Origin of the sequence: Acetobacter indonesiensis, from assembly GCF_000963945.1 — a bacterium.
In the GTDB taxonomy this organism is placed as follows: domain Bacteria; phylum Pseudomonadota; class Alphaproteobacteria; order Acetobacterales; family Acetobacteraceae; genus Acetobacter; species Acetobacter indonesiensis.
Window position 1 is genome coordinate 1 of the sequence record NZ_BAMW01000014.1, and the last position, 20,979, is coordinate 20,979.

At 56.7% G+C, this 20,979-nt stretch carries 16 protein-coding genes and 2 pseudogenes; 5 read left to right on the plus strand and 13 right to left on the minus strand.

Annotation, left to right across the window (positions count from 1 at the left end):
• The 4 genes and pseudogenes from Abin_RS15610 to hrcA all read right to left on the minus strand — a co-directional run.
• A pseudogene (locus tag Abin_RS15610) lies at window positions 1–208 on the minus strand (energy transducer TonB); the annotation flags it as partial.
• A 461-nt stretch (window positions 209–669) separates the two neighbouring features.
• A protein-coding gene (gene prfB, locus Abin_RS04850) for a peptide chain release factor 2 (RefSeq protein WP_146867637.1) occupies window positions 670–1,801 on the minus strand; the annotation gives its coding sequence in 2 pieces (ribosomal slippage) (window positions 670–1,731 and window positions 1,733–1,801; 1,131 coding nt in all).
• Between the two features lie 51 nt (window positions 1,802–1,852).
• Complete coding sequence (locus Abin_RS04855) at window positions 1,853–4,618, minus strand: penicillin-binding protein 1A (protein ID WP_048845243.1); 2,766 nt, start codon at window positions 4,616–4,618, stop codon at window positions 1,853–1,855.
• Window positions 4,619–4,772: 154 nt separating this feature from the next.
• Window positions 4,773–5,846 (minus strand): heat-inducible transcriptional repressor HrcA, encoded by a 1,074-nt coding sequence (gene hrcA / locus Abin_RS04860; protein WP_048845244.1) that lies wholly within the window; start codon window positions 5,844–5,846, stop codon window positions 4,773–4,775.
• A gap of 257 nt (window positions 5,847–6,103) precedes the next feature.
• Between hrcA and rph the strand changes: the two genes are divergently transcribed.
• From rph to acs, 4 genes are all read left to right on the plus strand, one after another.
• Window positions 6,104–6,832: a ribonuclease PH gene (rph, locus tag Abin_RS04865; protein WP_048845245.1), complete on the plus strand. Its 729-nt coding sequence runs from the start codon at window positions 6,104–6,106 to the stop codon at window positions 6,830–6,832.
• Window positions 6,833–6,835: 3 nt separating this feature from the next.
• Complete coding sequence (rdgB, locus tag Abin_RS04870) at window positions 6,836–7,435, plus strand: RdgB/HAM1 family non-canonical purine NTP pyrophosphatase (protein WP_048845246.1); 600 nt, start codon at window positions 6,836–6,838, stop codon at window positions 7,433–7,435.
• Between the two features lie 97 nt (window positions 7,436–7,532).
• On the plus strand, window positions 7,533–8,768 hold the full coding sequence (gene mtnK, locus Abin_RS04875) for an S-methyl-5-thioribose kinase (RefSeq protein WP_048845247.1): 1,236 nt from the start codon (window positions 7,533–7,535) through the stop codon (window positions 8,766–8,768).
• Between the two features lie 484 nt (window positions 8,769–9,252).
• Complete coding sequence (gene acs, locus Abin_RS04880; RefSeq protein WP_048845248.1) at window positions 9,253–11,217, plus strand: acetate--CoA ligase; 1,965 nt, start codon at window positions 9,253–9,255, stop codon at window positions 11,215–11,217.
• 118 nt (window positions 11,218–11,335) lie between these two features.
• On the opposite strand, the gene Abin_RS04885 is transcribed toward acs, so the two are convergent.
• The 4 genes from Abin_RS04885 to aroA all read right to left on the minus strand — a co-directional run bounded on the left by Abin_RS04885 (window position 11,336) and on the right by aroA (window position 17,058).
• On the minus strand, window positions 11,336–12,595 hold the full coding sequence (locus Abin_RS04885) for an L-dopachrome tautomerase-related protein (RefSeq protein WP_052948166.1): 1,260 nt from the start codon (window positions 12,593–12,595) through the stop codon (window positions 11,336–11,338).
• A 477-nt stretch (window positions 12,596–13,072) separates the two neighbouring features.
• Complete coding sequence (rpsA, locus tag Abin_RS04890) at window positions 13,073–14,785, minus strand: 30S ribosomal protein S1 (protein ID WP_048845257.1); 1,713 nt, start codon at window positions 14,783–14,785, stop codon at window positions 13,073–13,075.
• A gap of 285 nt (window positions 14,786–15,070) precedes the next feature.
• Window positions 15,071–15,712, minus strand: coding sequence for a (d)CMP kinase (locus Abin_RS04895; protein WP_048845249.1), 642 nt, complete (start codon window positions 15,710–15,712; stop codon window positions 15,071–15,073).
• Window positions 15,709–17,058 (minus strand): 3-phosphoshikimate 1-carboxyvinyltransferase, encoded by a 1,350-nt coding sequence (gene aroA / locus Abin_RS04900; protein ID WP_048845250.1) that lies wholly within the window; start codon window positions 17,056–17,058, stop codon window positions 15,709–15,711. Before aroA ends, Abin_RS04895 begins: the two co-directional genes overlap by 4 nt.
• 243 nt (window positions 17,059–17,301) lie before the next feature.
• Between aroA and Abin_RS04905 the strand changes: the two genes are divergently transcribed.
• Window positions 17,302–17,634: a TIGR02300 family protein gene (locus tag Abin_RS04905; RefSeq protein ID WP_048845251.1), complete on the plus strand. Its 333-nt coding sequence runs from the start codon at window positions 17,302–17,304 to the stop codon at window positions 17,632–17,634.
• A 102-nt stretch (window positions 17,635–17,736) separates the two neighbouring features.
• Here Abin_RS04905 and folB read toward each other — a convergent pair whose 3' ends face one another.
• The 5 genes and pseudogenes from folB to Abin_RS04930 form a co-directional block, all read right to left on the minus strand.
• Window positions 17,737–18,141 carry a dihydroneopterin aldolase gene (gene folB, locus Abin_RS04910; protein ID WP_048845252.1) on the minus strand — a complete coding sequence of 135 codons (405 nt, stop codon included), beginning with the start codon at window positions 18,139–18,141 and terminating at the stop codon, window positions 17,737–17,739.
• 7 nt (window positions 18,142–18,148) lie between these two features.
• The gene (locus tag Abin_RS04915; RefSeq protein WP_084593474.1) at window positions 18,149–18,949 is read right to left on the minus strand and encodes an SDR family oxidoreductase; all 801 of its coding nucleotides are present in this window, start codon (window positions 18,947–18,949) and stop codon (window positions 18,149–18,151) included.
• A 35-nt stretch (window positions 18,950–18,984) separates the two neighbouring features.
• Window positions 18,985–19,581 (minus strand): recombination mediator RecR, encoded by a 597-nt coding sequence (gene recR, locus Abin_RS04920; protein ID WP_048845254.1) that lies wholly within the window; start codon window positions 19,579–19,581, stop codon window positions 18,985–18,987.
• Window positions 19,582–19,667: 86 nt separating this feature from the next.
• Complete coding sequence (locus tag Abin_RS04925) at window positions 19,668–19,991, minus strand: YbaB/EbfC family nucleoid-associated protein (protein ID WP_048845255.1); 324 nt, start codon at window positions 19,989–19,991, stop codon at window positions 19,668–19,670.
• 101 nt (window positions 19,992–20,092) lie between these two features.
• Window positions 20,093–20,979 (minus strand): annotated as a pseudogene (locus Abin_RS04930) (DNA polymerase III subunit gamma/tau); the annotation flags it as partial.

Genomic DNA, 20,979 nt, shown 5'->3' on the forward strand with positions numbered 1-20,979 from the left:
GCGGTGGTGGCGGTGGTGGTAGAACTCTGGTTTTGATCGGCGGTTTTGGCACCGGAACGCTTGTTGACGTCCCCATACCCAGGACAAGCCCGAAAACAGCCAATAAGTGCAGCAGAATTACAACCAGCAGAGCAACAACACCGACAACAGCTCCTGTCCCGATGACGTACTGCATCGGTCTCCGTTGCTGTTGCGCGTGGTCCTTCATATTTCTACATCCTCCTTCTTCCACGCCAGCCAAAAAACACTGGCCTGTTCCCGCACCCGATAATCGGTGCCTGTAAGCAGCGGTTACAAACCAACATTTCGTGCCTCAGCACTGGGTAGACTGACAGAGCTGCATAGCTGCCATCTTCCTGCCCTTGATTGGGCAATTTGGCAGCACATATGTCAAGAATGTTCTTGGGTAAAAATAATCACTGCTTAGAATAGTGCATATAGCCTAAAAAATAGGCACACACCTACCAAGCGCAGAAAAATGCCATATTTTGTCACGGAAATATGAATTAGTATGCTTTTAGTGCTTCTTTTCATTCCATGATCATTTCGAAAAAAAATGGCCTCTAAACGCGCAGTATGCGCAAAGAGTTTCCCTTTAACGTGGAATATAAAAAAAGCGGGCCACCCAAAGGGCACCCGCTCTGTCATAAAACTGTCTTATTCTGTTTTTTATTGTGCCGACGCACTCGCTTCAGAACGGGTCGCTCCAACACGGGCCGCCAGTGCCGCAGCCATGAAGACATCCAGATCACCATCCAGAACAGCGTCGGGGTTGCCTGTTTCAACACTGGTCCGCAGGTCCTTGACCATCTGATACGGAGCCAGAACGTATGACCGAATCTGATGGCCCCACCCGATATCCGTTTTAGCCGCTTCGGTCGCAGCCGCAGCCGCTTCCCGCTTCTGCAATTCTGCTTCGTACAGACGCGCACGCAACATCTGCATGGCCGTTGCCCGGTTACGGTGCTGCGATCTGTCTGTCTGACACGCAACCACAATCCCTGTCGGGATATGGGTAATACGGATAGCAGAATCGGTTTTGTTAACGTGCTGACCACCCGCACCGGATGCGCGGAACGTATCGACCTTCAGGTCTGAATCATTGACCTCAATTTCGATCGAATCATCAATCACGGGGTAAACCCAGACCGATGCAAACGACGTCTGACGACGTGCCGCAGCATCAAACGGAGAAATACGCACCAGACGGTGCACCCCTGCTTCCGTCTTCAGCCAGCCATACGCGTTCGGCCCAGAAACCAGAATGGTTGCCGACTTCAGCCCCGCCTGTTCCCCTTCCGAGCTTTCCATCAACGTGACTTTGTAGCCATGCGCTTCAGCCCAGCGGGTGTACATACGCAACATCATTTCCGCCCAATCCTGGGCTTCCGTGCCGCCAGCACCTGCGTTGACTTCAAGGTAGCAATCGTTGGCATCGGCCTCGCCCGAAAGCAGGCTTTCGGTTTCGCGCCGCTTGGCTTCTTCAGCCAACTGCTTCAGGGTCGCGACCGCTTCCTGAACAATCTCGGTATCCCCTTCGGCTTCCGCCAGTTCAACAAGATCGCAGGTATCACGCACGCTTTCTTCAAGCGCATTCACGCCCTCAACCTGCCCTGCCAGCATGGTGCGTTCGCGCATCAGCTTCTGGGCGGCTTCGGGGTCATTCCATAAATCAGGATCTTCTGCCTGGTTGTTCAGTTCGGCCAGTCTGGCCTGTGCGACATCCCAGTTAAAGATGCCTCCTCAGCAGTGCCACTGACTGCTTGATCTGGTCATTAAGGGCTTCAGTCTCGGCGGACATAAGGCCGATTCTCCATCACTTCTGCAAATGTGCGTTCAAATAGGAATGGCCTCAATAAAGGCCACCCATGCCAATGTCACCCCCAGAAGGTTCTTGCGTTGGGCGCGGCGTGCCGGGCGCAGGCGATGCACTATTACCGCCCCCCGCACCGTTGCCACTGCCCGAGGCTGCACCACCGGCGGCCATATCACTTTCCGAATCGGGCATGTTTTCAGCCCCTGTATCGGCCGCCGTCAGTTCCTGAGAAGATGCGTTGTTGGACAGACTGACGCTGACACCCGGAATCTGGTCGGGTTTGAAGGCATCTATAGCAACACCGCGACCCGTATCATACCGCACCAACGTCAGACCTTCCGGCACCGGGAAGTCCAGCTTTGGGCGGCCATCGGTGGCGGTTTTCATAACCTTGTTCCAGATAGGGCCAGCAATCGCCCCACCTGTTTCATTCTTGCCCAGAGACTGCGGCGAATCAAAACCAATCCACACCACCGTCACCAGATCAGGGGTGTAACCAGCAAACCAAGCATCGTTAAAGTTCTGGCTTGTTCCTGTTTTACCCGCAATTGGCATATCCAGCCCCTTGCCCGCAGAAACACCCGTCCCGCGACGGATCACATCCTGCAACATGGCCGTAATCTGGAACGCACTTTGTTCTGAGGCCACACGGGGCCGGTCATCCTGAACAGCAGGCTGATCATCCACACCGGGGAGGGGCGACGTCTGCGGTGACGTCGCGGAAGCACCGGGGCTAGGAGCGGGTGCTGGCGCAGGGGCCGCATCAGGTTTGCCACCGGGGAAGATCGCGTCCGGTTCCCCCGCCGGAGCCGCCTTCTGGGCCGCTGCCTCTTGCGCCGCGACAGAGACCAGAGACAGCCCCTCCGGCCGCCAGATCACTTTACCCTGACGGTCCTGCACATCATCAATCAGTGTAGGCGTAATTTTACGCCCGCCAGCAGCGAGCGTTGCATAGGCTCCCGCTTCCTTCAGCACGGTTGTTTCAACAGCACCAAGGGCGGCAGGCAGCACATGCGGCATCGAATCCACCAACCCGATTCGCGTTGCCAGATCAGCGACGTTCTTGATGCCGATATGCGCCGCCAGACGGATGGTCACCAGATTGCGGGACTCCCGCAACGCATCATGCAGGGATGTGGGGCCCCAGAAGTCTTTTTCATAGTTATTCGGGTGCCAGCTTCCGTAAGAGACCGGCGAATCATCAAACGCCTGAGACGGGGAAATCCCCTGTTCCATGGCCTGAAGATAAACGAACGGCTTGAATGAAGACCCAGGTTGACGCAGAGCCTGCGTTGCACGGTCAAACTGGGAAATCTGGAAGGACCACCCGCCCACCAGCGCCATCACGCGGCCAGTGTGGGCGTTCATTGTCACCACAGCGCCTTCCACATGCGGAATTTGCATCAGGGCAACCCGATCACCCTGCGCCTGTGGTTCAACCATAACCACATCGCCTGCTTTCAACAGACGGAAGCGACGGGTCCACGCCAGATCACGCTCCAGAATCTGGGCCGTCTGCGGTGTTCCGCCTTGTGACGGGGCACCACGACGCACAATAGCGCCTTCAAGCCAGCCAATGCGGCCCTTACCGGGGTCAAGCATCACGGCCAGACGCCACTGATCAAGCATCCCCAATGGCACGGGTACAGCCTGTAAGGCCGCACTCCATTCCTCCGGTGAAGACGCCGCCGTAACCTCGGAAAGATGTTTAATTGGCCCGCGCCAGCCGCCATGCGCCCGGTCATATGCCATCAGCCCCTGACGCAAGGTATTCTGGGCTGCCAACTGCAAGGAGGGATCAAGACTGGTGTGAACTTCCAGCCCGCCCTGAAGGGTTGTGTTCTGCCCATAGCGTTCCAGCAGTTCGCGACGCACTTCTTCGGCAAACCATTCAGAACCGGGGGCCGGGCCGGGGCGTACAAACGCATGCGGAATCAGGGGCTCCGCTTCTGCGGCCTTCGCAGCGTCATGGGTAATCGCCCCGGTTTCCGCCATACGTTCAAGCACCCAGTTCCGCCGCCCGCGGGCAGCGTCGGGGTAGCGCACCGGGTTGTAATTGGTCGGGGATTTCGGCAACGCGCCCAGAAAAGCGGCTTCCGCATCATCAAGCTGGTCCAGAGGCTTATTGAAGTAGGTCTGGGCCGCCGCGGCAATACCGTAGGCGCCGCTGCCCATGTAGATTTCATTCAGATAGATTTCGAGAATTTTTTCCTTGGGCAGCACCTGCTCAATGCGCATGGCCAGAAACGCTTCCTGAGCCTTACGCTTGATGGAAACAGCATTACTGCCCAACAGCATGATGCGGGCCACCTGCTGGGTGATGGTAGAAGCCCCGATCGGCCTGCGCCCCTTGCCGCGCGTCAGGTCAGTTAGACCAGCGCGCATGATGGCCACCGGGTCCACCCCTTTATGCGTCCAGAATTTCTGGTCTTCTGCGGCAATAAAGGCGTTTTTCACACGGTCAGGAATGGCGCTGTATGGCGCGAACACACGGCGTTCATCCGCCAGTTCGGCAATGACTTTATCATCAGACGCGTACAGGCGGCTCATCACCGGGGGCTGATAGGTGCGCAACCCTTCAACCGTCGGCAGGTCAGCCACAATTCCTTCATACTGGTGCCACACCAGCAAAGACGCGCCGGTCGCCCCAACCAGACTGACAGCGGCCACTGTGCCCAAAAGACCGCGCCATTGCCGAAAACGTGGCCTACGCAGCGTTACACCCTGTCGGGGGGGGGATGTGCGTTCTTCTTTCCTGTCAGAAGAAGACCCAGAGTCACCAGAAGACGGAGTTCGTGTCATGCGGGTCCTTTACCATTCCCATACGCTGCCGTCTTCCTTCTCATGCGCCATATTGACCACATGATGGCAAAAAGACGCCCCACTTTGGCAGGCAAGCCTGCCTAACGGACATTTAGGCTGTGTGTTACAAATTTATTTTGCTGCGGGAATGCTCTTATCCCAACATTTCACCCAGAAAACGGGCCGTATAATCCACTACAGGAATAATGCGTCCGTAATTGATGCGGGTCGGGCCAATAACCCCAATCGCGCCCACAATACGGTTGGCGTCATTGCGGGCCGGTGCCACCACCATGGACATTCCTGACGCCCCAAACAGGCCGCTTTCAGCCCCGATAAAAATGCGGACCCCGGCTGAATTTTCAGCCAGTTCCAGCAGGCGCAGCATGGTTTCCTGCGTTTCCAGCCGGTCAAACAGGGTCTGAATGGCCAGCAGACGCTCCTGACCATCAACATCGGCCAGAAGTTTGCCCTGCCCCCGAATAATCAGCGTACCGCCACGCGCATCATCGCCACCATTCCAGACGGCCAGACCACTTTCCACAACCTCGGCTGTCAGTTTGTCCAGTGCGTTCTGGTTTTCCGCCATTTCCACACCAACCCTCTGGCGCAGATCAGGCAGGGTAGCCCCCAATACGCGGGCATTCAGATAATTTGCGGCTTCAATCAAGGCAGAGGGAGGCATGCCCACAGGCGTTTCCATAACGCGGTTTTCTACCCGGCCATCTGCGCCCACCAGCACCACCAGCGCGCGGTTTCCGCCAAGAGCCACAAATTCGATATGTTTAATGCCGCCATCGCCTTTGGGGGCAACAACAAGACCGGCTGCATCTGACATGCCAGACAGCAAGGCCGATGCCTCGGTCAGTGTTTCCTGCAAGGAGCGTCCGCGCGCTTCCAGAGAACGCCCGATGCCAGCCTGTTCTTCTTCTGACAAACTGCCAAACTGCAACAGACCATCCACAAACAACCGCAACCCAGCCTCGGTCGGCAAACGCCCGGCGGATGTATGCGGTGAAAACAGCAACCCGGCCTCGGTCAACGACGCCATGACATTGCGAATGGTTGCCGGAGAAAGCGGAAGCCCCAACCGACGCGAGAGCGTGCGGGACCCAACGGGCTCCCCACTTTCCACATATTCTTCCACAATTTCGCGCAGAATCGCAGCAGAGCGGGCATCAAGCCCCGGCGGCAGAGAGGATTTTACGGGTAGCAGACCACGCTTCATGGGGAACAGGCCTCCTCCTTCACACTCATCTGGCATTTTGCTTCACGACACTCATAGTGCTTTCTTTGTGAGCATCCGAAGCCGGAGTTGCAAGAGACAACAGAATGACCACACGCCGTCATCCCTCTCTCTTGTTCTAACGCACGAGCAGGCGACTACGGCGCATAGCGAGCGTTCAAAACCGTCTGAACGGTTTTATCAATGTGCAAAGCCCTTTATGTGCAAGCCAGTTCCTCTTGCTTACGGAGTTTCCCATCATGCGCCCTTCCGGCCGTCAGCCCGACCAGATGCGCCCTGTTTCCATTGAAACCGGCTTTGCCCGCCATGCTGAAGGCTCCGCGCTTATTCGCGTGGGCGGAACGGAAGTGCTGTGCACAGCCAGCGTAGAAAATCGGGTACCCTCTTTTTTAAGAGGCAAAGGCTCAGGGTGGGTGACCGCCGAATATGGCATGTTACCCCGCGCCACACATGCACGCGGGCCGCGTGAGGCCGCCAAAGGCAAACAATCTGGCCGGACTCTGGAAATACAACGGCTGATTGGCCGCTCCCTGCGGTCAGTGGTCGATCTGCCAGCTCTGGGTGAACTCAGTATCACTTTGGACTGCGATGTTCTGAACGCTGACGGCGGCACGCGCTGTGCGTCCATTACCGGGGCATGGGTTGCTTTGCGGCTTGCGCTGGGCCGACTGGTCGCGACCAATGTGCTGCGCCAGCTCCCGTTACGGGGGCAGGTTGCTGCGGTCTCCTGCGGGTTAACTGCTGCTGGCCCTGTGTTAGATCTGGACTATGCAGAAGATAGCATTGCCGCCGCCGACACCAATTTTGTGCTGACCGCAGACCATCGCATTGTAGAAATTCAGGCATCAGCAGAAGACGCGCCCTTTACCCAAGACGCCTACTTCCGCCTCTTTGGTCTGGCACAGCAGGGCGTATCCGTGCTGTTTGACGCGCAGACCGCCGCCATTAACGCAGCAGAAGGCCTTTAACCCATGACGCAACTTCCTCTGAAAGCTGGTACCAAACTGGTTCTGGCCAGCCATAACAAAGGCAAACTAGCCGAATTTTCTACATTACTGGCCGATTTTGGCATCACCGTCCTGTCTGCGGGCGACCTAGACCTGCCTGAACCCGATGAAACAGAAACCACTTTTGCAGGGAATGCTGCGCTAAAAGCCGTAGCGGCTGCAAAAGCAACCAATCTGCCCGCGTTGTCAGACGATTCCGGGCTTTGTGTTTCTGCATTAGGGGGGGCACCGGGTATTTATTCTGCCCGCTGGGCTGGGCCTGATAAGGACTTTCCGGCAGCCATGGTCCGCATTCATGACGGAATCGGCCCGGATGAACGGGATGCGTGGTTTATCTGCGTCCTGTGCCTGGCCTTCCCGGACGGCACGACGCACCTGTTTGAAGGGCGCGTAAACGGGCAGATTACGTGGCCACCACGTGGGAAAAAAGGCCACGGGTATGACCCTATTTTTACCCCCGAAGGTGAAACCCGCACATTTGCCGAAATGGAAGAAGCCGAGAAAAACGCCATTAGCCACCGTGCCCGTGCGTTTAAGGCCTTCCGTGAAGCGTGTCTTGACTAATATCACTATTGGAAACGGATTTTCTGTCTGATACGCTACAGCGGCGGGGGGATTAAACCCGGCCGTTTTCTTTTCTGCCGTTCAGGACCAGCATTTCATGACCACACAGAACACCCTTTACCGCACGCTAGACGCACAGGGTGTCCGAACCTATGTGGCGTCCCTACCCGCCATTGCGGCCCGGCTTGGCGGTTCGGTTGAAAACTGGACTGTGCGTGAAGTCAGTGACGGAAACCTGAACATGGTCTTTCTGGCAGAAGGCCCACTGGGCGGTGTGTGCGTCAAACAGGCCCTACCGCATGTGCGGGTTGATCCGTCATGGAAAATGCCGCTTGATCGCACGTTTTTTGAAGCAGCCTATCTGCGCGAAGTCTTTCCGCATGTGCCAGATCTGACCACGGAGCGTCTCCATTTTGACCCGGTTCAGTTTATTCTGATTGTCAAAAGCCTTTCCAGTCATACTGTTTTGCGCAACGCGCTTATGCTCGGGCCAGTCAACCCACAGATTGCCACACGCATTGGCCAGTTTGTCGCCCGGAGCACATTCGCTACCTCTCTGCTGGCCGCACCGTTTGAATCGGTTATGGACCGCCGCATCTGTTTTGCCCGCAACCAGACGCTGACCCGCATAACGGTTGATCTGGTTCTGACCGACCCGTATCACGACCACCCGCGCAATCATTGGGCCGAACCCGAACTGACGCCAGTTGTCCAAGCCATTCGGGCCGACGCCGGTGTTCTGGCGCGCATTGATACGCTGCGTCTGCGCTTCCTATCCTGCCCACAAGCCCTGCTTCATGGTGACCTGCACACGGGCTCCATCATGACAACAAATGACGATACCCGTGTCATTGACGGTGAGTTTGCAACATACGGCCCGATCGGCTTTGATGCGGGGCTGTTTGTCGGCAACCTTATTCTCTCGCTGTTCTCAGCCCGTGATGCCGCAGCACAAAGCCAGCAGATACACATGATCAAACTGTTCTGGGCCAGCTTTACCGAACAGTTTCTCGCCCTTTGGGCAACCGAAAACGCCTCCAAAGATCAGGCTGCACGTTATTACCCTGCAACACAGACCATTGAATCAGAAAAAGAGAAAAATATTTTTATAGAAAACATTTTTCAGGATATGATTGGTTACAGCGGTGCTGAAATTATTCGCCGTATCATAGGCTACGCTCATGTCTCTGACTTTTCTGCCCTGCCAGATACACCCACGCAGGCCGCACGCAAAAAGGCAGCCCTTCTTTTCGCTAAAGACTGTCTGGACCAGACGCATCTGTTCAGAAACTGTGATGATTTTCTCTCTCACCTCACGCACTATCATGGCTGATTTCTGTCACGGCTTTTCTCTGTTGTAACATCAGTTTTACCAACCGTGCCGTTATAAATCTTGCGTTATGACTCAACCTGTTGTCTTCTTAATTTGGGTCGGCAGCAGGCTTCCTCTTTTTAGCCCAACCTCATTCCCTCCCCTCCCCCCATCTTTGCAAACATTGCAAAATGCGAAAATTTCTTCGCTTCTTTTCGCTTTTATTGGGGTAGCGTCCTTGCTCCTCCGTCAGGCACAGTCAGGTCATGGACACACATAAAGGCCAAAGCCATGTTGTCTCACGATCTTAAAGAGTGACCGCCCCGGAAAAGGGCGAGCACTAAACCGTTTGTCTGGTCTGAATAACGGGAGCCCGTTAGGGAAACCCGTTTGATTTTTTTGAAAAGTATTTTCGTAAAATGCTTTTTGAAGAATTGTTCAGATTATCGGCATCATTTTCTTCTGACACACCGACAAGAACAAAAAAGACCGGGGGACAAAGAAGATGTCTGACCATATTCATATTCCCGTGCATCCGCAGGCAGCTGAAAATGCGTTGCTGACGCCATCGCAACTGCAAGCCATGACGCGCCGAGCCCACCGTGACCCAGATGGTTTCTGGCTGGATCAGGCCGAGCGTATTCACTGGCATTCTCCACCCACGCAGGGGTTTTCCGGATCCCTTCAGGACAATGTTTCCATTGGCTGGTATCGGGATGGCACGCTGAACGCATCCGTTTCCTGTATTGACAGCCATCTGTGGGACAGGGCTGATCAGGTCGCCCTGATCAGCCACCGTGAAGGAACGGACGAGGCAGAAAAGCTGACATACCGCATGCTGCATGAACGTGTCTGCCGTTTAGCAAATGCGTTGCAGCATCTTGGTGTTTCGCGCGGTGACCGTGTAGCTATTTCTCTGCCAATGGTTTCTGAAGCACCTATTGCCATGCTGGCGTGCGCCCGCATTGGGGCGGTGCATGTTGTGCTGTTTGGTGGTCTTTCCGCTGAAGCCATTGCGGAACGTCTGAATGACAGTGGTGCACGCGTTGTTATCACAGCAAATGAAATATGCCGTGGTACAAAGCGTGTTCCACTTAAACAGATTATGGACGAAGCACTGGACAAAGCCGGGTCAGACTGTGCAGTAGATTCGGTTCTGGTGCTGCGCACAACGGACGCACCGTTTGCTATGCTACCCGGTCGGGACATTGATTTTCATGATTTTGTAGACTGGTTTGAACCAGACTGCACACCGGAGATCATGAATGCGGAAGATCCCCTGTTTCTGCTCTACACCTCTGGCAGCACCGGCAAGCCCAAGGCCGTGGTCCACAGCACGGGCGGCTACATGGTATGGGCGGCCTACACCATGGGCATGGTCTACACCCACCGCCCGAATGATGTGCTGTGGTGCACAGCGGATGTGGCATGGATTACCGGCCATACCTCGGTTGTCTATGGGCCGTTGGCCAATGGTGGCACCACCATGATTTTTGACGGCCTGCCATCATACCCGCAACCTGGCCGCTGGTGGGACCTGATTGAACAGCATAAGGTTACCATGCTGTTTACTGCCCCAACAGCCATCCGGTCCCTGATGCGCGAAGGGGATGATCTGGTAAACCGCCATGACCTTAGCAGCCTGCGTCTGCTAGGCACGGCAGGAGAACCCATCAGCCCCGATGCCTGGATGTGGTATCATGATGTAGTGGGCAAAGGCCGCTGCCCGGTTGTGGATACATGGTGGCAGACCGAAACAGCTGGTATCATGCTCGGCCCTATTCCTGGTGCACAAAACCTCAAGCCCGGGTCTGCAACAATGCCTCTACCAGGTGTGTCGATGGTTCTGACTGATACACAGGGCAATGTGATTGACGGAGCTGGGGAAGGGTGCCTGTGTGTTGCGCGTTCGTGGCCCGGACAGGCCCGGACGCTGTGGAAAGACCATGCACGCTTCCAGCAGACATATTTCACGTTCAGCCCCGGCCTGTATTTCACAGGCGATGGTGCACGCCGTGATGCTGATGGGTATTACTGGATTACCGGGCGAATGGATGATGTCATCAACATCTCCGGCCATCGCATTGGCACGGCAGAAGTTGAGGAAGCTGTTGGCACAGACAAGCGTATTGCTGAATGTGCGGCAGTCGGTGTTCCGCATCCGGTCAAAGGGCAGGCGCTGGTTGTTTTCGCTATTCCCCGCACCAGTCAGCACAGCATAACGCCAGAAGAAATTACCCGACAGGTCAGTCTGGCAATCGGTCGATATGCTGCCCCGGACGAGGTGTTCATTGTGCCTGATCTGCCGCGCACCCGCTCTGGTAAAATTGTGCGTCGTCTTCTGCGCAAGATTGCATCAGGTGAGATCGACACGCTGGGTGATCTGTCCATGCTGAGTGATGCAGACAGCGTGGGGATGTTGATCAATACCGTTTGGAAGAAGGAGGAAAAAGAACTGAACGTTGCCTGAACTTTTAGAACAGCTATTTTAGAACCTTATTTTGCCGCTCACTTTATTAATTGCCGTTTCGCTTTTTCGTTCTTGAAAAACCCTGCCAGATGCTCCTGGCAGGGTTTTTTTATACTCTTTATTCAGGGGCTGCTGTGTAAGAGGGTACAGCATCAATCGGAAACCGTATGAGATGATAAGGTTGTTTCCGTTTATCCTGTCCATTATTGAAACTGGCCAAGCGGTTCCATTGTCCCAAAGTGCAATAAACGTGTGTTTTGGTACAAAAAATACCATCGGGTGAGAGAATACGCGGATCATGTACCATCAAATCAAATGACCCATCGGTATTTCTGCGCAAAATACAATCATGTTCAAAATTGGTCGTATAGATGCGGCCCTGTGTATCCGTGGCCAATCCATCGGCTGTGCCTTTTTCACCTTCATACCGAACAGATTTTGCCAGATCGGCCTCCGACACTTTGGGGTCAGACAAAATGGCAGTTGGCACACTATATAGCTTACGGCTGGTCAAAGCCGCATAATACAGCCGGTCACTGGTCGGGCTAAGCGTAATACCGTCCGCCCCACCGACGACAAAACGCGGTTTCTGCGCCGGGTCATAAACCAGAGGAACGCCTTCGACCACGGCCATAAACCCCGGCTCGGCCTGTGTGGACGGGTGCGTTGCCAGAACCCGGCGCTGCGCACCTGTCGCAACATCTACTACTACCAGAGCAGGGCTGTGCCCGAACGAACTATCCGTTACATACACTGTGCCTTGCGGCCCGTGTGTCAGGTCCACCCGCAGATCATTCATATGGCTATCAGGCAACAAAACGGGGTTTTTCAAAACAATACTGTGCAACAGGCGGTTTGCCGCAATATCAAAACACACAACTTTGGCGGCACCCGGTTGCAAGGGCTGGCCCGCTAATTTTCCATCGTCAATGGCCCATAACCTGCCCTGCGTATCCAGCGTCATTCCATGGATAGACATCAGCCTGTCGGCCGGAGCGGCCGAGGACGGCATGCTTAACGCAGCATTCGGCCATGGTTGAACGCGACCATTCACCAACTCACCCAACGTGGCCCCTTTGTGGTTAACCGCATGGCGGGGGAAACCGATGAAGATGCGCCCGTTGTCCGCTACCACTACCCCTGACGGACCCGGCCCGTAAAAATCGGCCACAATTTCAAACGTGCCCGCTGGTTCATACCCCTGGTCCCCATTGACGCCTGTTGTCGAGGTCCCCTGTGCCGGTGCCTGCTGGGCCTGTGCTGGCGATGCCCCACAAGCAGCCGCTATCCCCGCCGCCAAGGGCGCAAGAGTAACCCCACCAACAACATGCCGCCGGGATACGCCATGCTGGAGAGAACTTTCAGAAGAAGGCCCCATAATCTGATCAGGCAAACACTTCGTCATTCATCTTCCCCCAAATCTCTGATCCCACATGCCATCGGCGGCAAAACACACCAACCACATCTCAATCAGGATGCGGGCAGGCGTCGCTGTGGCCGTAAATTGCTTTCACTGGGCAAACGCAAAGCCTCTACCTTATGTTCAAAAGTTTCATGGCAGCACTCGTCCCACAAGCCTTTTCGGCCTTCAGATGCCTTCACACGTTTGTGGGCGAAGGCCATTGAGAAGAGGCATTGCACAGCTTTGCCCCAAAGAGAGGACGGGCAGGGGCAGGGCGTATGCAGCCCTTCTTTACGTCTGGTCAGCTCTTTCTATGAAGCCTTCACGCTAGGAGCCCCCTTATATGCAAAAAAGGCGGTGCCGTTTCCAGCACCGCCTTTTCTGGCATTTCTGCCAAGGCTTTCTCGGACCATGCGGGGTTTAGCCCCCGCACAGCCAAGTATCCTGGGTCTATCAGGCGTCGGTGTTACGACGACGGATAGCTGCACCCAGAATATCACCGAGAGACGCACCGCTGTCGGATGAGCCGTATTCGTTGATAGCCTGCTTGTCTTCTTCTACTTCACGGCCCTTGATGGTCAGAGCCAGCTTGCGGGCTGCGCGGTCAACAGACACAACCTTCGCATCAACGCGTTCGCCAACAGCGAAGCGTTCCGGACGCTGTTCTGCCTTGTCACGAGCCAGTTCTGCACGACGGATAAAGCCGGTCAGAACATCGTCAACCTTCACTTCGATCCCGTTGGTCTGAACAGCGGTAACCGTGCAGGTCACGATTGCGCCCTTCTGAACACTGGTCAGAACGTCGGCTGCCGGGTCTTCCTGAAGCTGCTTGATACCGAGAGAGATACGTTCTTTCTCAACATCAACGTCCAGAACCTTGGCTTTGACAACCTGGCCCTTTTCGTAGTTCTTCATGGCTTCTTCGCCAGTTTCGTCCCAAGACAGGTCGGACATGTGAACCATGCCATCGATGTCGGCAGACAGACCAACGAACAGACCGAATTCGGTGATGTTGCGGATTTCGCCTTCTACGGTTGAGCCAATTTTGTGCTCTTCCGCGAACTGTTCCCAAGGATTGCGCTGAACCTGCTTCAGGCCCAGAGAAATGCGGCGCTTCGCGCTGTCCACATCCAGAACCATCACATCGACTTCCTGAGAAGTAGCGACGATTTTGCCAGGATGGACGTTTTTCTTCGTCCAGGACATTTCGGAAACGTGCACCAGACCTTCAACGCCCGGTTCCAGCTCAACAAATGCGCCGTAATCGGTGATGTTGGTCACGCGGCCCGTGTAACGCGCACCAGGCGGATACTTCAGGGCAACATTTTCCCACGGATCAGCTTCAAGCTGCTTCATACCCAAGGAGATACGCTGCGTATCGGAGTTGAAGCGGATAACCTGCACACGAACCGGCTGGCCAATCTGAAGTGCTTCAGACGGATGGTTAATGCGCTTCCATGCGATGTCGGTCACATGCAGCAGGCCATCAACGCCACCCAGATCAACGAACGCACCGTAATCGGTGATGTTCTTCACAACGCCGTCCAGAATCATGCCTTCGGTCAGGCCCTGGATCAGTTCGCTGCGCTGTTCTGCACGGGTTTCTTCCAGAACGGCACGACGGGACACAACAATGTTGCCACGTGCGCGATCCATTTTCAGGATCTGGAACGGCTGGGGAACACCCATCAGCGGGCTGACGTCACGCACAGGGCGGATATCAACCTGGCTACCGGGCAGGAACGCCATGGCACCACCCAGATCAACCGTGAAGCCACCTTTTACGCGGCCATAGATGGTGCCGTTAACGCGCTGGTTTGCTTCGAACGCTTTTTCAAGGTTCGTCCAAGCTTCTTCACGGCGCGCTTTTTCACGGGACAGAACAATGCTGCCGTCACGGTCTTCGTACCGTTCGACATACAGTTCCACCACGTCACCCGGCTTGATGTCCGGTGTAACGCCCGGCGGAGAGAACTCACGCAGGGAAACGCGGCCTTCGCTCTTCAGGCCAACATCAACAATGGCAAATTCGTCGGTCAGGCGAACAATACGCCCGCGGACAACGGAACCCTCAAAGCCGGTATCGCGGCCAAGGGTTTCGTCGAGAAGGGTAGCAAAATCTTCACCGCGGAAGTGATCCGCAGTCGGGGTTGCGGCTGAAGCCATGTTTAACTGTAAATCCTGCATCGGCCCACGAAAGAACCGACCATTCCTGCGCCCCGCACAAAGCGACACGTCTTGCCCCGGACTCTGTTGGGATACCCCAAGCGCTTTCCGGCGAACCAAAATGAAAAAAGGAAGCCTGCCGTACACAGCAGGCATCTGATGGCAGAGACACCCTCCACTGGCGGGTTGTCAACACAAACCAATGGAAAATATCGTGAGACACAATGAAAATAAGCAGTTGGATGCATTGCCCTACCGGCACACCCAACGGCCAATCACCCACTATCAGTCGAGTCGCTGCCGGGTGTAGGCCAGTGCCAGTGCCAGAACCTCGTCAGCGGTGAGGCTATCTGTCTCAATAATCTGTGCGTCTGCCGCCACCTGCATAGGCGCAACGTCACGGCCAGCATCTGCCGCATCACGCGTTTTCAGGGCGTCTTCCATCTCGGCAATCTGGGCCGCGGCACCGGGTGCTGTCTGGTCGCCCCCCAGTTGTAGAAAACGACGCAACGCCCGCGTGGCGGGAGACGCTGTGATAAACAGCTTCACATCCGCATGGGGGAAAATAACGGTTCCGATATCCCGACCATCCAACACAGCGCCCTGAGCCGCAGCAAAGCGGCGCTGTGTTTCCACCAGAGCCTGCCGAACTGCCGGTTGCGCCGCAACCTTGCTGGCAGCAGCAGCCACTTCAGGCGCTCGCAGGTCTTTGCGGGCCAGATCTTCTGGCGTCAGGGTTTCTGCAAAATGTGCGGCAGGGGCCGCCGGGTCCTGTCCTGCATCCAGCGCCAGACGCCCTACCGCACGATAGAGCAGACCGGTATCCAGATAGGGCAGAGACAGGGCCGCCGCCAGCCGTTTGGCCAGCGTGCCTTTGCCTGCGGCGGCCGGGCCGTCAACCGCAATAACCGGGCCACCCTGCTTCATGCTGCAAACCCAGCGCCAAGCTGGTTCAACAACCCGAAATAACCGGGGAAGCTGGTATCGATAAAAGCGGTATCATCAATTTCAACCGGCTGCTGTGCCACCAGCCCCAGCACAGACGCGCTCATGGCCAGACGGTGGTCCATGTGTGTTTCAACCAGCCCGCCGCCGGGAATGGCCCCAGCCGTGCCAAAAACAATCAGATCGTCCCCATCCACCTTGGTGTGCACGCCGTTCTGCTCAAGCAGCGCAACAGTCGAGGCCAGACGGTCGCTTTCCTTCACGCGCAGTTCTTCCACACCCCGGAAACGTGACACACCCGTGGCATAGCCCGCGGCCACGGCCAGAATGGGGTATTCATCAATCATGGAGGGGGCGCGGTCAGCGGGAACATCTACCCCCTGTAGGGATGACGCCCGCACATGCAGGTCACCCACCGGTTCACCACCTTCAATACGTTCGTTGGTGATATCCAGCCGTGCGCCCATTTCGCGCAGGGTTGTAAACAGCCCGGTGCGCAGCGGGTTAAGCCCCACGCCCGCAATCACAACATCTGACCCCGGCACCAACAGGGCCGCCACAACCACAAACGCAGCAGAAGACGGATCACCCGGTACAACCACATCACGCGCTGTCAGCTTAGGGCGGCCCTGAAGACGAATAACCCGTCCGCCCTCCGGCGTCTGCTCTACCTGCACGGTGGCTCCAAAATGACGCAGCATGTTTTCGGTATGGTCACGGGTCGGGACAGGTTCCTCTACCCGTGTCTCGCCTTCTGCGTTCAGACCGGCCAGCAGCACAGCAGACTTCACCTGTGCCGAGGCCACCGGCAGACGGTAATCAAGCGGGGCAGGGGATGCATTTCCCTGAATAGCCAGCGGCAGACGCCCACCCTCACGCGCCAGAAACACCGCGCCTGTGCCTGCCAGAGGGTCCGTCACGCGCTTCATGGGCCGGCGGCGCAGGCTGGCATCCCCTGTCATGACAGACATAATTCCATGACTGGCCAGAACACCAGACAGCAGACGCGCTGCGGTGCCTGAATTCCCCATATCAAGCACATCAGCCGGTTCCGTCAGCGCACCAAGCCCCTGACCAGTAACGTGCCAGTTTCCATTTTCCTCACGCACAATCTGTGCGCCCAAGGCGCGCATGGCATCGGCCGTGCGCAACACGTCTTCCCCTTCCAGAAGGCCGGTAATGTGCGTCTTCCCCTCGGCTAATGCCGAAAACATCAGAGCGCGATGGCTGATGGATTTATCTCCCGGCACAGAAAGGGTGCCGGAAAGAGGACTGCCCGCACGGGAAACACGCAACGGACGGGAAGATGAGGAAGTAGCCTGTGTCATGCCCTTTTCATTCCGGCTTGTCCCGCCGTAAGTCAATCCGCCACGAGAGGGAAACTGCCCCTTTACAGGCTAAAATTATTCCTCTTTCTAACAGGCAGGGTTTGACAGGCGTGCTGTGCAATGGCATTTGGCCTCGCCTTAATAGTCTGGTCGATTCTTGCCTCAGACCATCTGAGTCCGGGAATCGTCCGTGTCCGGGACGGCCCCACGTCCCATGTCTGATCAGGATCGACAGGTAGCAAGATGTCCCAGCCCGATCTCGGCACCAAACGCGTCTGCGTGTCCTGTGGTGCCCGTTTCTACGATTTGAACCGCAACCCGGCCGTATGCCCCAAATGCAGCACGGAACAGCCGGAACTGGTTTCCCGCCTGCGCCGCACAACGGATAGCCTGGCTGCAAACCCGGCCGACACCGCACCCGTGAAGAAAAACGATGACGAGGATATTGATCTCGACACCGATGACGACACCGATGCAGACGATGTCATGGAAGATACGTCCGATCTGGACGATGACGATGATGACATCAGCTCTGACATTGATGTGAGCACGGATTCGGACGAACACGACTCCTGATCGCGTGTGCTACATCGGGGGAACTCGATGTGGCAGCACATAATAAAAAAGCCCGCTTTTGCAGCGGGCTTTTTTTATGCCGTTTTTAGACGTGGTGAGGGCTTAGCTTCCCTGCGCAGCGCGGCGTTCAATTTCGACGCCAACAGACTCAATTTCCTCGAACACATCCAGCTTTTCAATTTTGATCCGCACCACCTTCACGCGGCTATCGGCCAGCACACCTGCGGCAATACGTTCAGCCAGTGTTTCCACCAGCCGCACATGGCCTTCGCTGATGATGCGCCGCACCAGCAACACAACTTGTTCGTAAGAGACAGTGCGACTTAGATCATCCGCGCCAACTTCCAGATCATCCCGGTCAAGCACGCCAAACGCCACGGAAACACGGATCCGCTGCGTAACGCCCTGTTCGTGCGGGAAAACGCCAATATGGGCATCCAGCATCATGTTGTTCAGAAACAGGCAACGCAGGGGCGGTTCATCCACCCACGGGGCAAAAACTGTCATGTGACGATTATTCTTCCAGTAAAGACCCGGCCGCCGATGCCGGAGACCATTGCAGGTGCTGCCCGCCATCCAGCGCCAGCATCTGCCCCGTGACAGACGGCAGCGCCAGTAGCGCCAGTGTTGCCCGCGCGACTTCTTCCGGGGACGTGCCGTGCCCAAGCGGAACAGACGCACATTGCTTTGCAAATTGTTCGTCACTCTGCCGCACGCTGGCCAAGGCTGGGCCTGGCCCAATGGCGTTTACCCGGATGCCGTGCGGGGCCAGCGCCAGCGCCATGGTCTGCGTTAATGTCCACAATGCACTTTTGGACACTGTATAGCTGATAAAATGCGGCGTCAGGGACCAAACACGCTGGTCAAGCATATTCAGGATCAGCCCTTCATTGTCCTTTGGCAGGGCTTTGGCAAATTCTTGCATCAGCACAAATGGCGCACGCAAATTGGGCTTCATGTGCCCTACCCAGCTTTCCCGGCTGGTATCGTGCCATTCATCCCGCTCAAAGGTTGAGGCGTTATTGACCAGAACGCCCAATGGCCCACCCAACGCCACACTGGCCTGTTCAACCATCGGGCTGACATATTCTTCACGGGCAAGATCTGCTTTCAGCAGACAGGCCTTCCGCCCCAGCGCCTGCACGGCTTTCTGGGTTTTTTCAGCCTCTTCCGTATCCCCCCGATAGTGAATGGCCACATCAAACCCGGCTTCTGCCAGTGCCATGACAATGGCCTGACCCAACCGGGCCTTGCCTCCTGTCACCAAAGCCCGGCGCGGAATACGGGAAGAAATGGGGAAAGCGCTTAAAGGCACATCTGTCTCCGGTTCTGGTGAAGAATTTTTGTGCGTCATGCGGGCCGACGGGCACCCAGCGCTGCCGCCAGCGTGCCGTCATCCAGCACGTCCAGTGCGCCACCCACCGGCACACCCTGTGCAACACGGCTGACGGCAACATCGTCATAATGTGCCAAGCGGTCCATCAACCAGTGCATGGTGGTGGCCCCTTCGACCGTTGCCCCCAGCGCCAGAATAACTTCTCGCACACTGCCGCATTCCAGCCTGTCCAACAGGGAGGCAATGTTCAGATCTTCCGGGCCGATACCTGCCAGCGGGGACAGGGTGCCCCCCAGAACCTGATACACGCCCCGATGAACGCCTGCGCGCTCCAGCGCCCACAGGTCCCCCACCGTTTCAACCACACACACCACGCTGCGGTCACGCACCGGGTCCGTACAGATGTGGCACGGGTCAACCGTATCCAGATTTCCACAGGTCGAGCAGGTTTTTACGGCTTGTCCTGCATGCTCCAGCGCGCGGGCCAGCGGCACAAGGCGGCCTTGCGGGTCACGCAACAGAAACAGGGCAATACGACGGGCAGAGCGGGGGCCAAAGCCCGGCAACCGGCCCAGAAGCTTGATAAGCTGCTCTATTTCCTGCCCGCGCATTCCATTCTCCGCCCGTTACCCCGTCATTCTGATAGGCTGCGGCACCACACTGAAAAACAGTACGGCACAGCAGGTTATCGGAACAATCAGAACGGCAGTTTCATGCCAGCAGGCAGGTTAAGACCCCCTGTCACTTTCTGCATTTCTTCCGATGCCTTGGCATCCAGCTTCGTACGGGCATCTGCGCAGGCTGCGACAATCAGATCCTGCAACATTTCCATTTCTGCCGGGTCAGCCAGTTTCGGGTCGATGGTGATGGAACGCATATCGCCCTTGCCGCTCAGCACAACTTTGACCATGCCAGCGCCTGCGGCCCCTTCAATATTCATGGCCTCAAGTGTGGCCTGCATGGCTTCCATTTTGGCCTGCATCTGGGTGGCCTGCTTCATCAGTCCGGCAAGATTTTTCATAATCTGGTCTCCTTTTCTGGCCGCAAAGCGCGGCCCGGCGCATGGCGTATGCACCTGTCTGTATTAAAAAAACCGGTTGGCCCGGCAGTTACTTGACTGCCTTAATCCATGGACGATCCGGGGTCGAACGGTCGGTCATCATCATCCAACAGTTCGGCGTCAAGCGGCGCAAAAACAAGGTCTGGTACCTCTTCCGGGGGTAGACCATATTCGTCCAGCGCGTGGTCTCGCACCTCGCCCAGTTCGGCATCGGGAAAGGTTGCCAGAATGGCTTTCACCAGCGGATGCGCCTTAGCACTGCGCCGCTGAAACTGGATAATTTCGGCGCCTTGCTCATCCAGCGTGAGCTCACCCGCTTCCTGTGAAAGCCGGATGCGCCATGGCTGCTGGGTCGCACGTTCAAGCGCCTGCTGAAGCTGCCGCCCCAGATCAGCCGGAACACCCGGTTGCGGCCGGATAACGATTTCACCCGGTACAAAAGATACCATATGCACGGCATTGCGCAGGTGGCCGTGCAGCAGGGCCTCACGCCGCTCCTTCACCAAAGCCACAGCCTCACGCCATGTTCGGGGCATCGGTGCGATAGAGGGAGGCTCCACGGCGACCGGCTGCGGTACTGAATCTATTGCCGGGGGGGCGGGCTGTATCTCTGGCTCTGATGCCCGCACAGGCGATGGCACAGCGACTGCCGATCCGCCACTCACCATCCGCAAGGCAGGCGGCTCATCTGGTGCCGGTCCAGACTCTGGCACGCTTTGCGTCGCATGAGCCGAAAAAGCGTCAGCAGCCCCTCCAGACTGCACAGGGGATGCCCCGCTTGACACGCTGCCTGACACCGGCGCGTCTTCCCATGGCGGATGCACGGCAGTTGAGAGCTCAGAAGGGGCTTCTTGGCCAGCCGAGCCGGGCCCGGCATCCCCTTGCCTGCCTGAAACCACCGCAGCACCAGCACCAGCACCAGCACCAGCACCAGCACCAGCACCAGCAC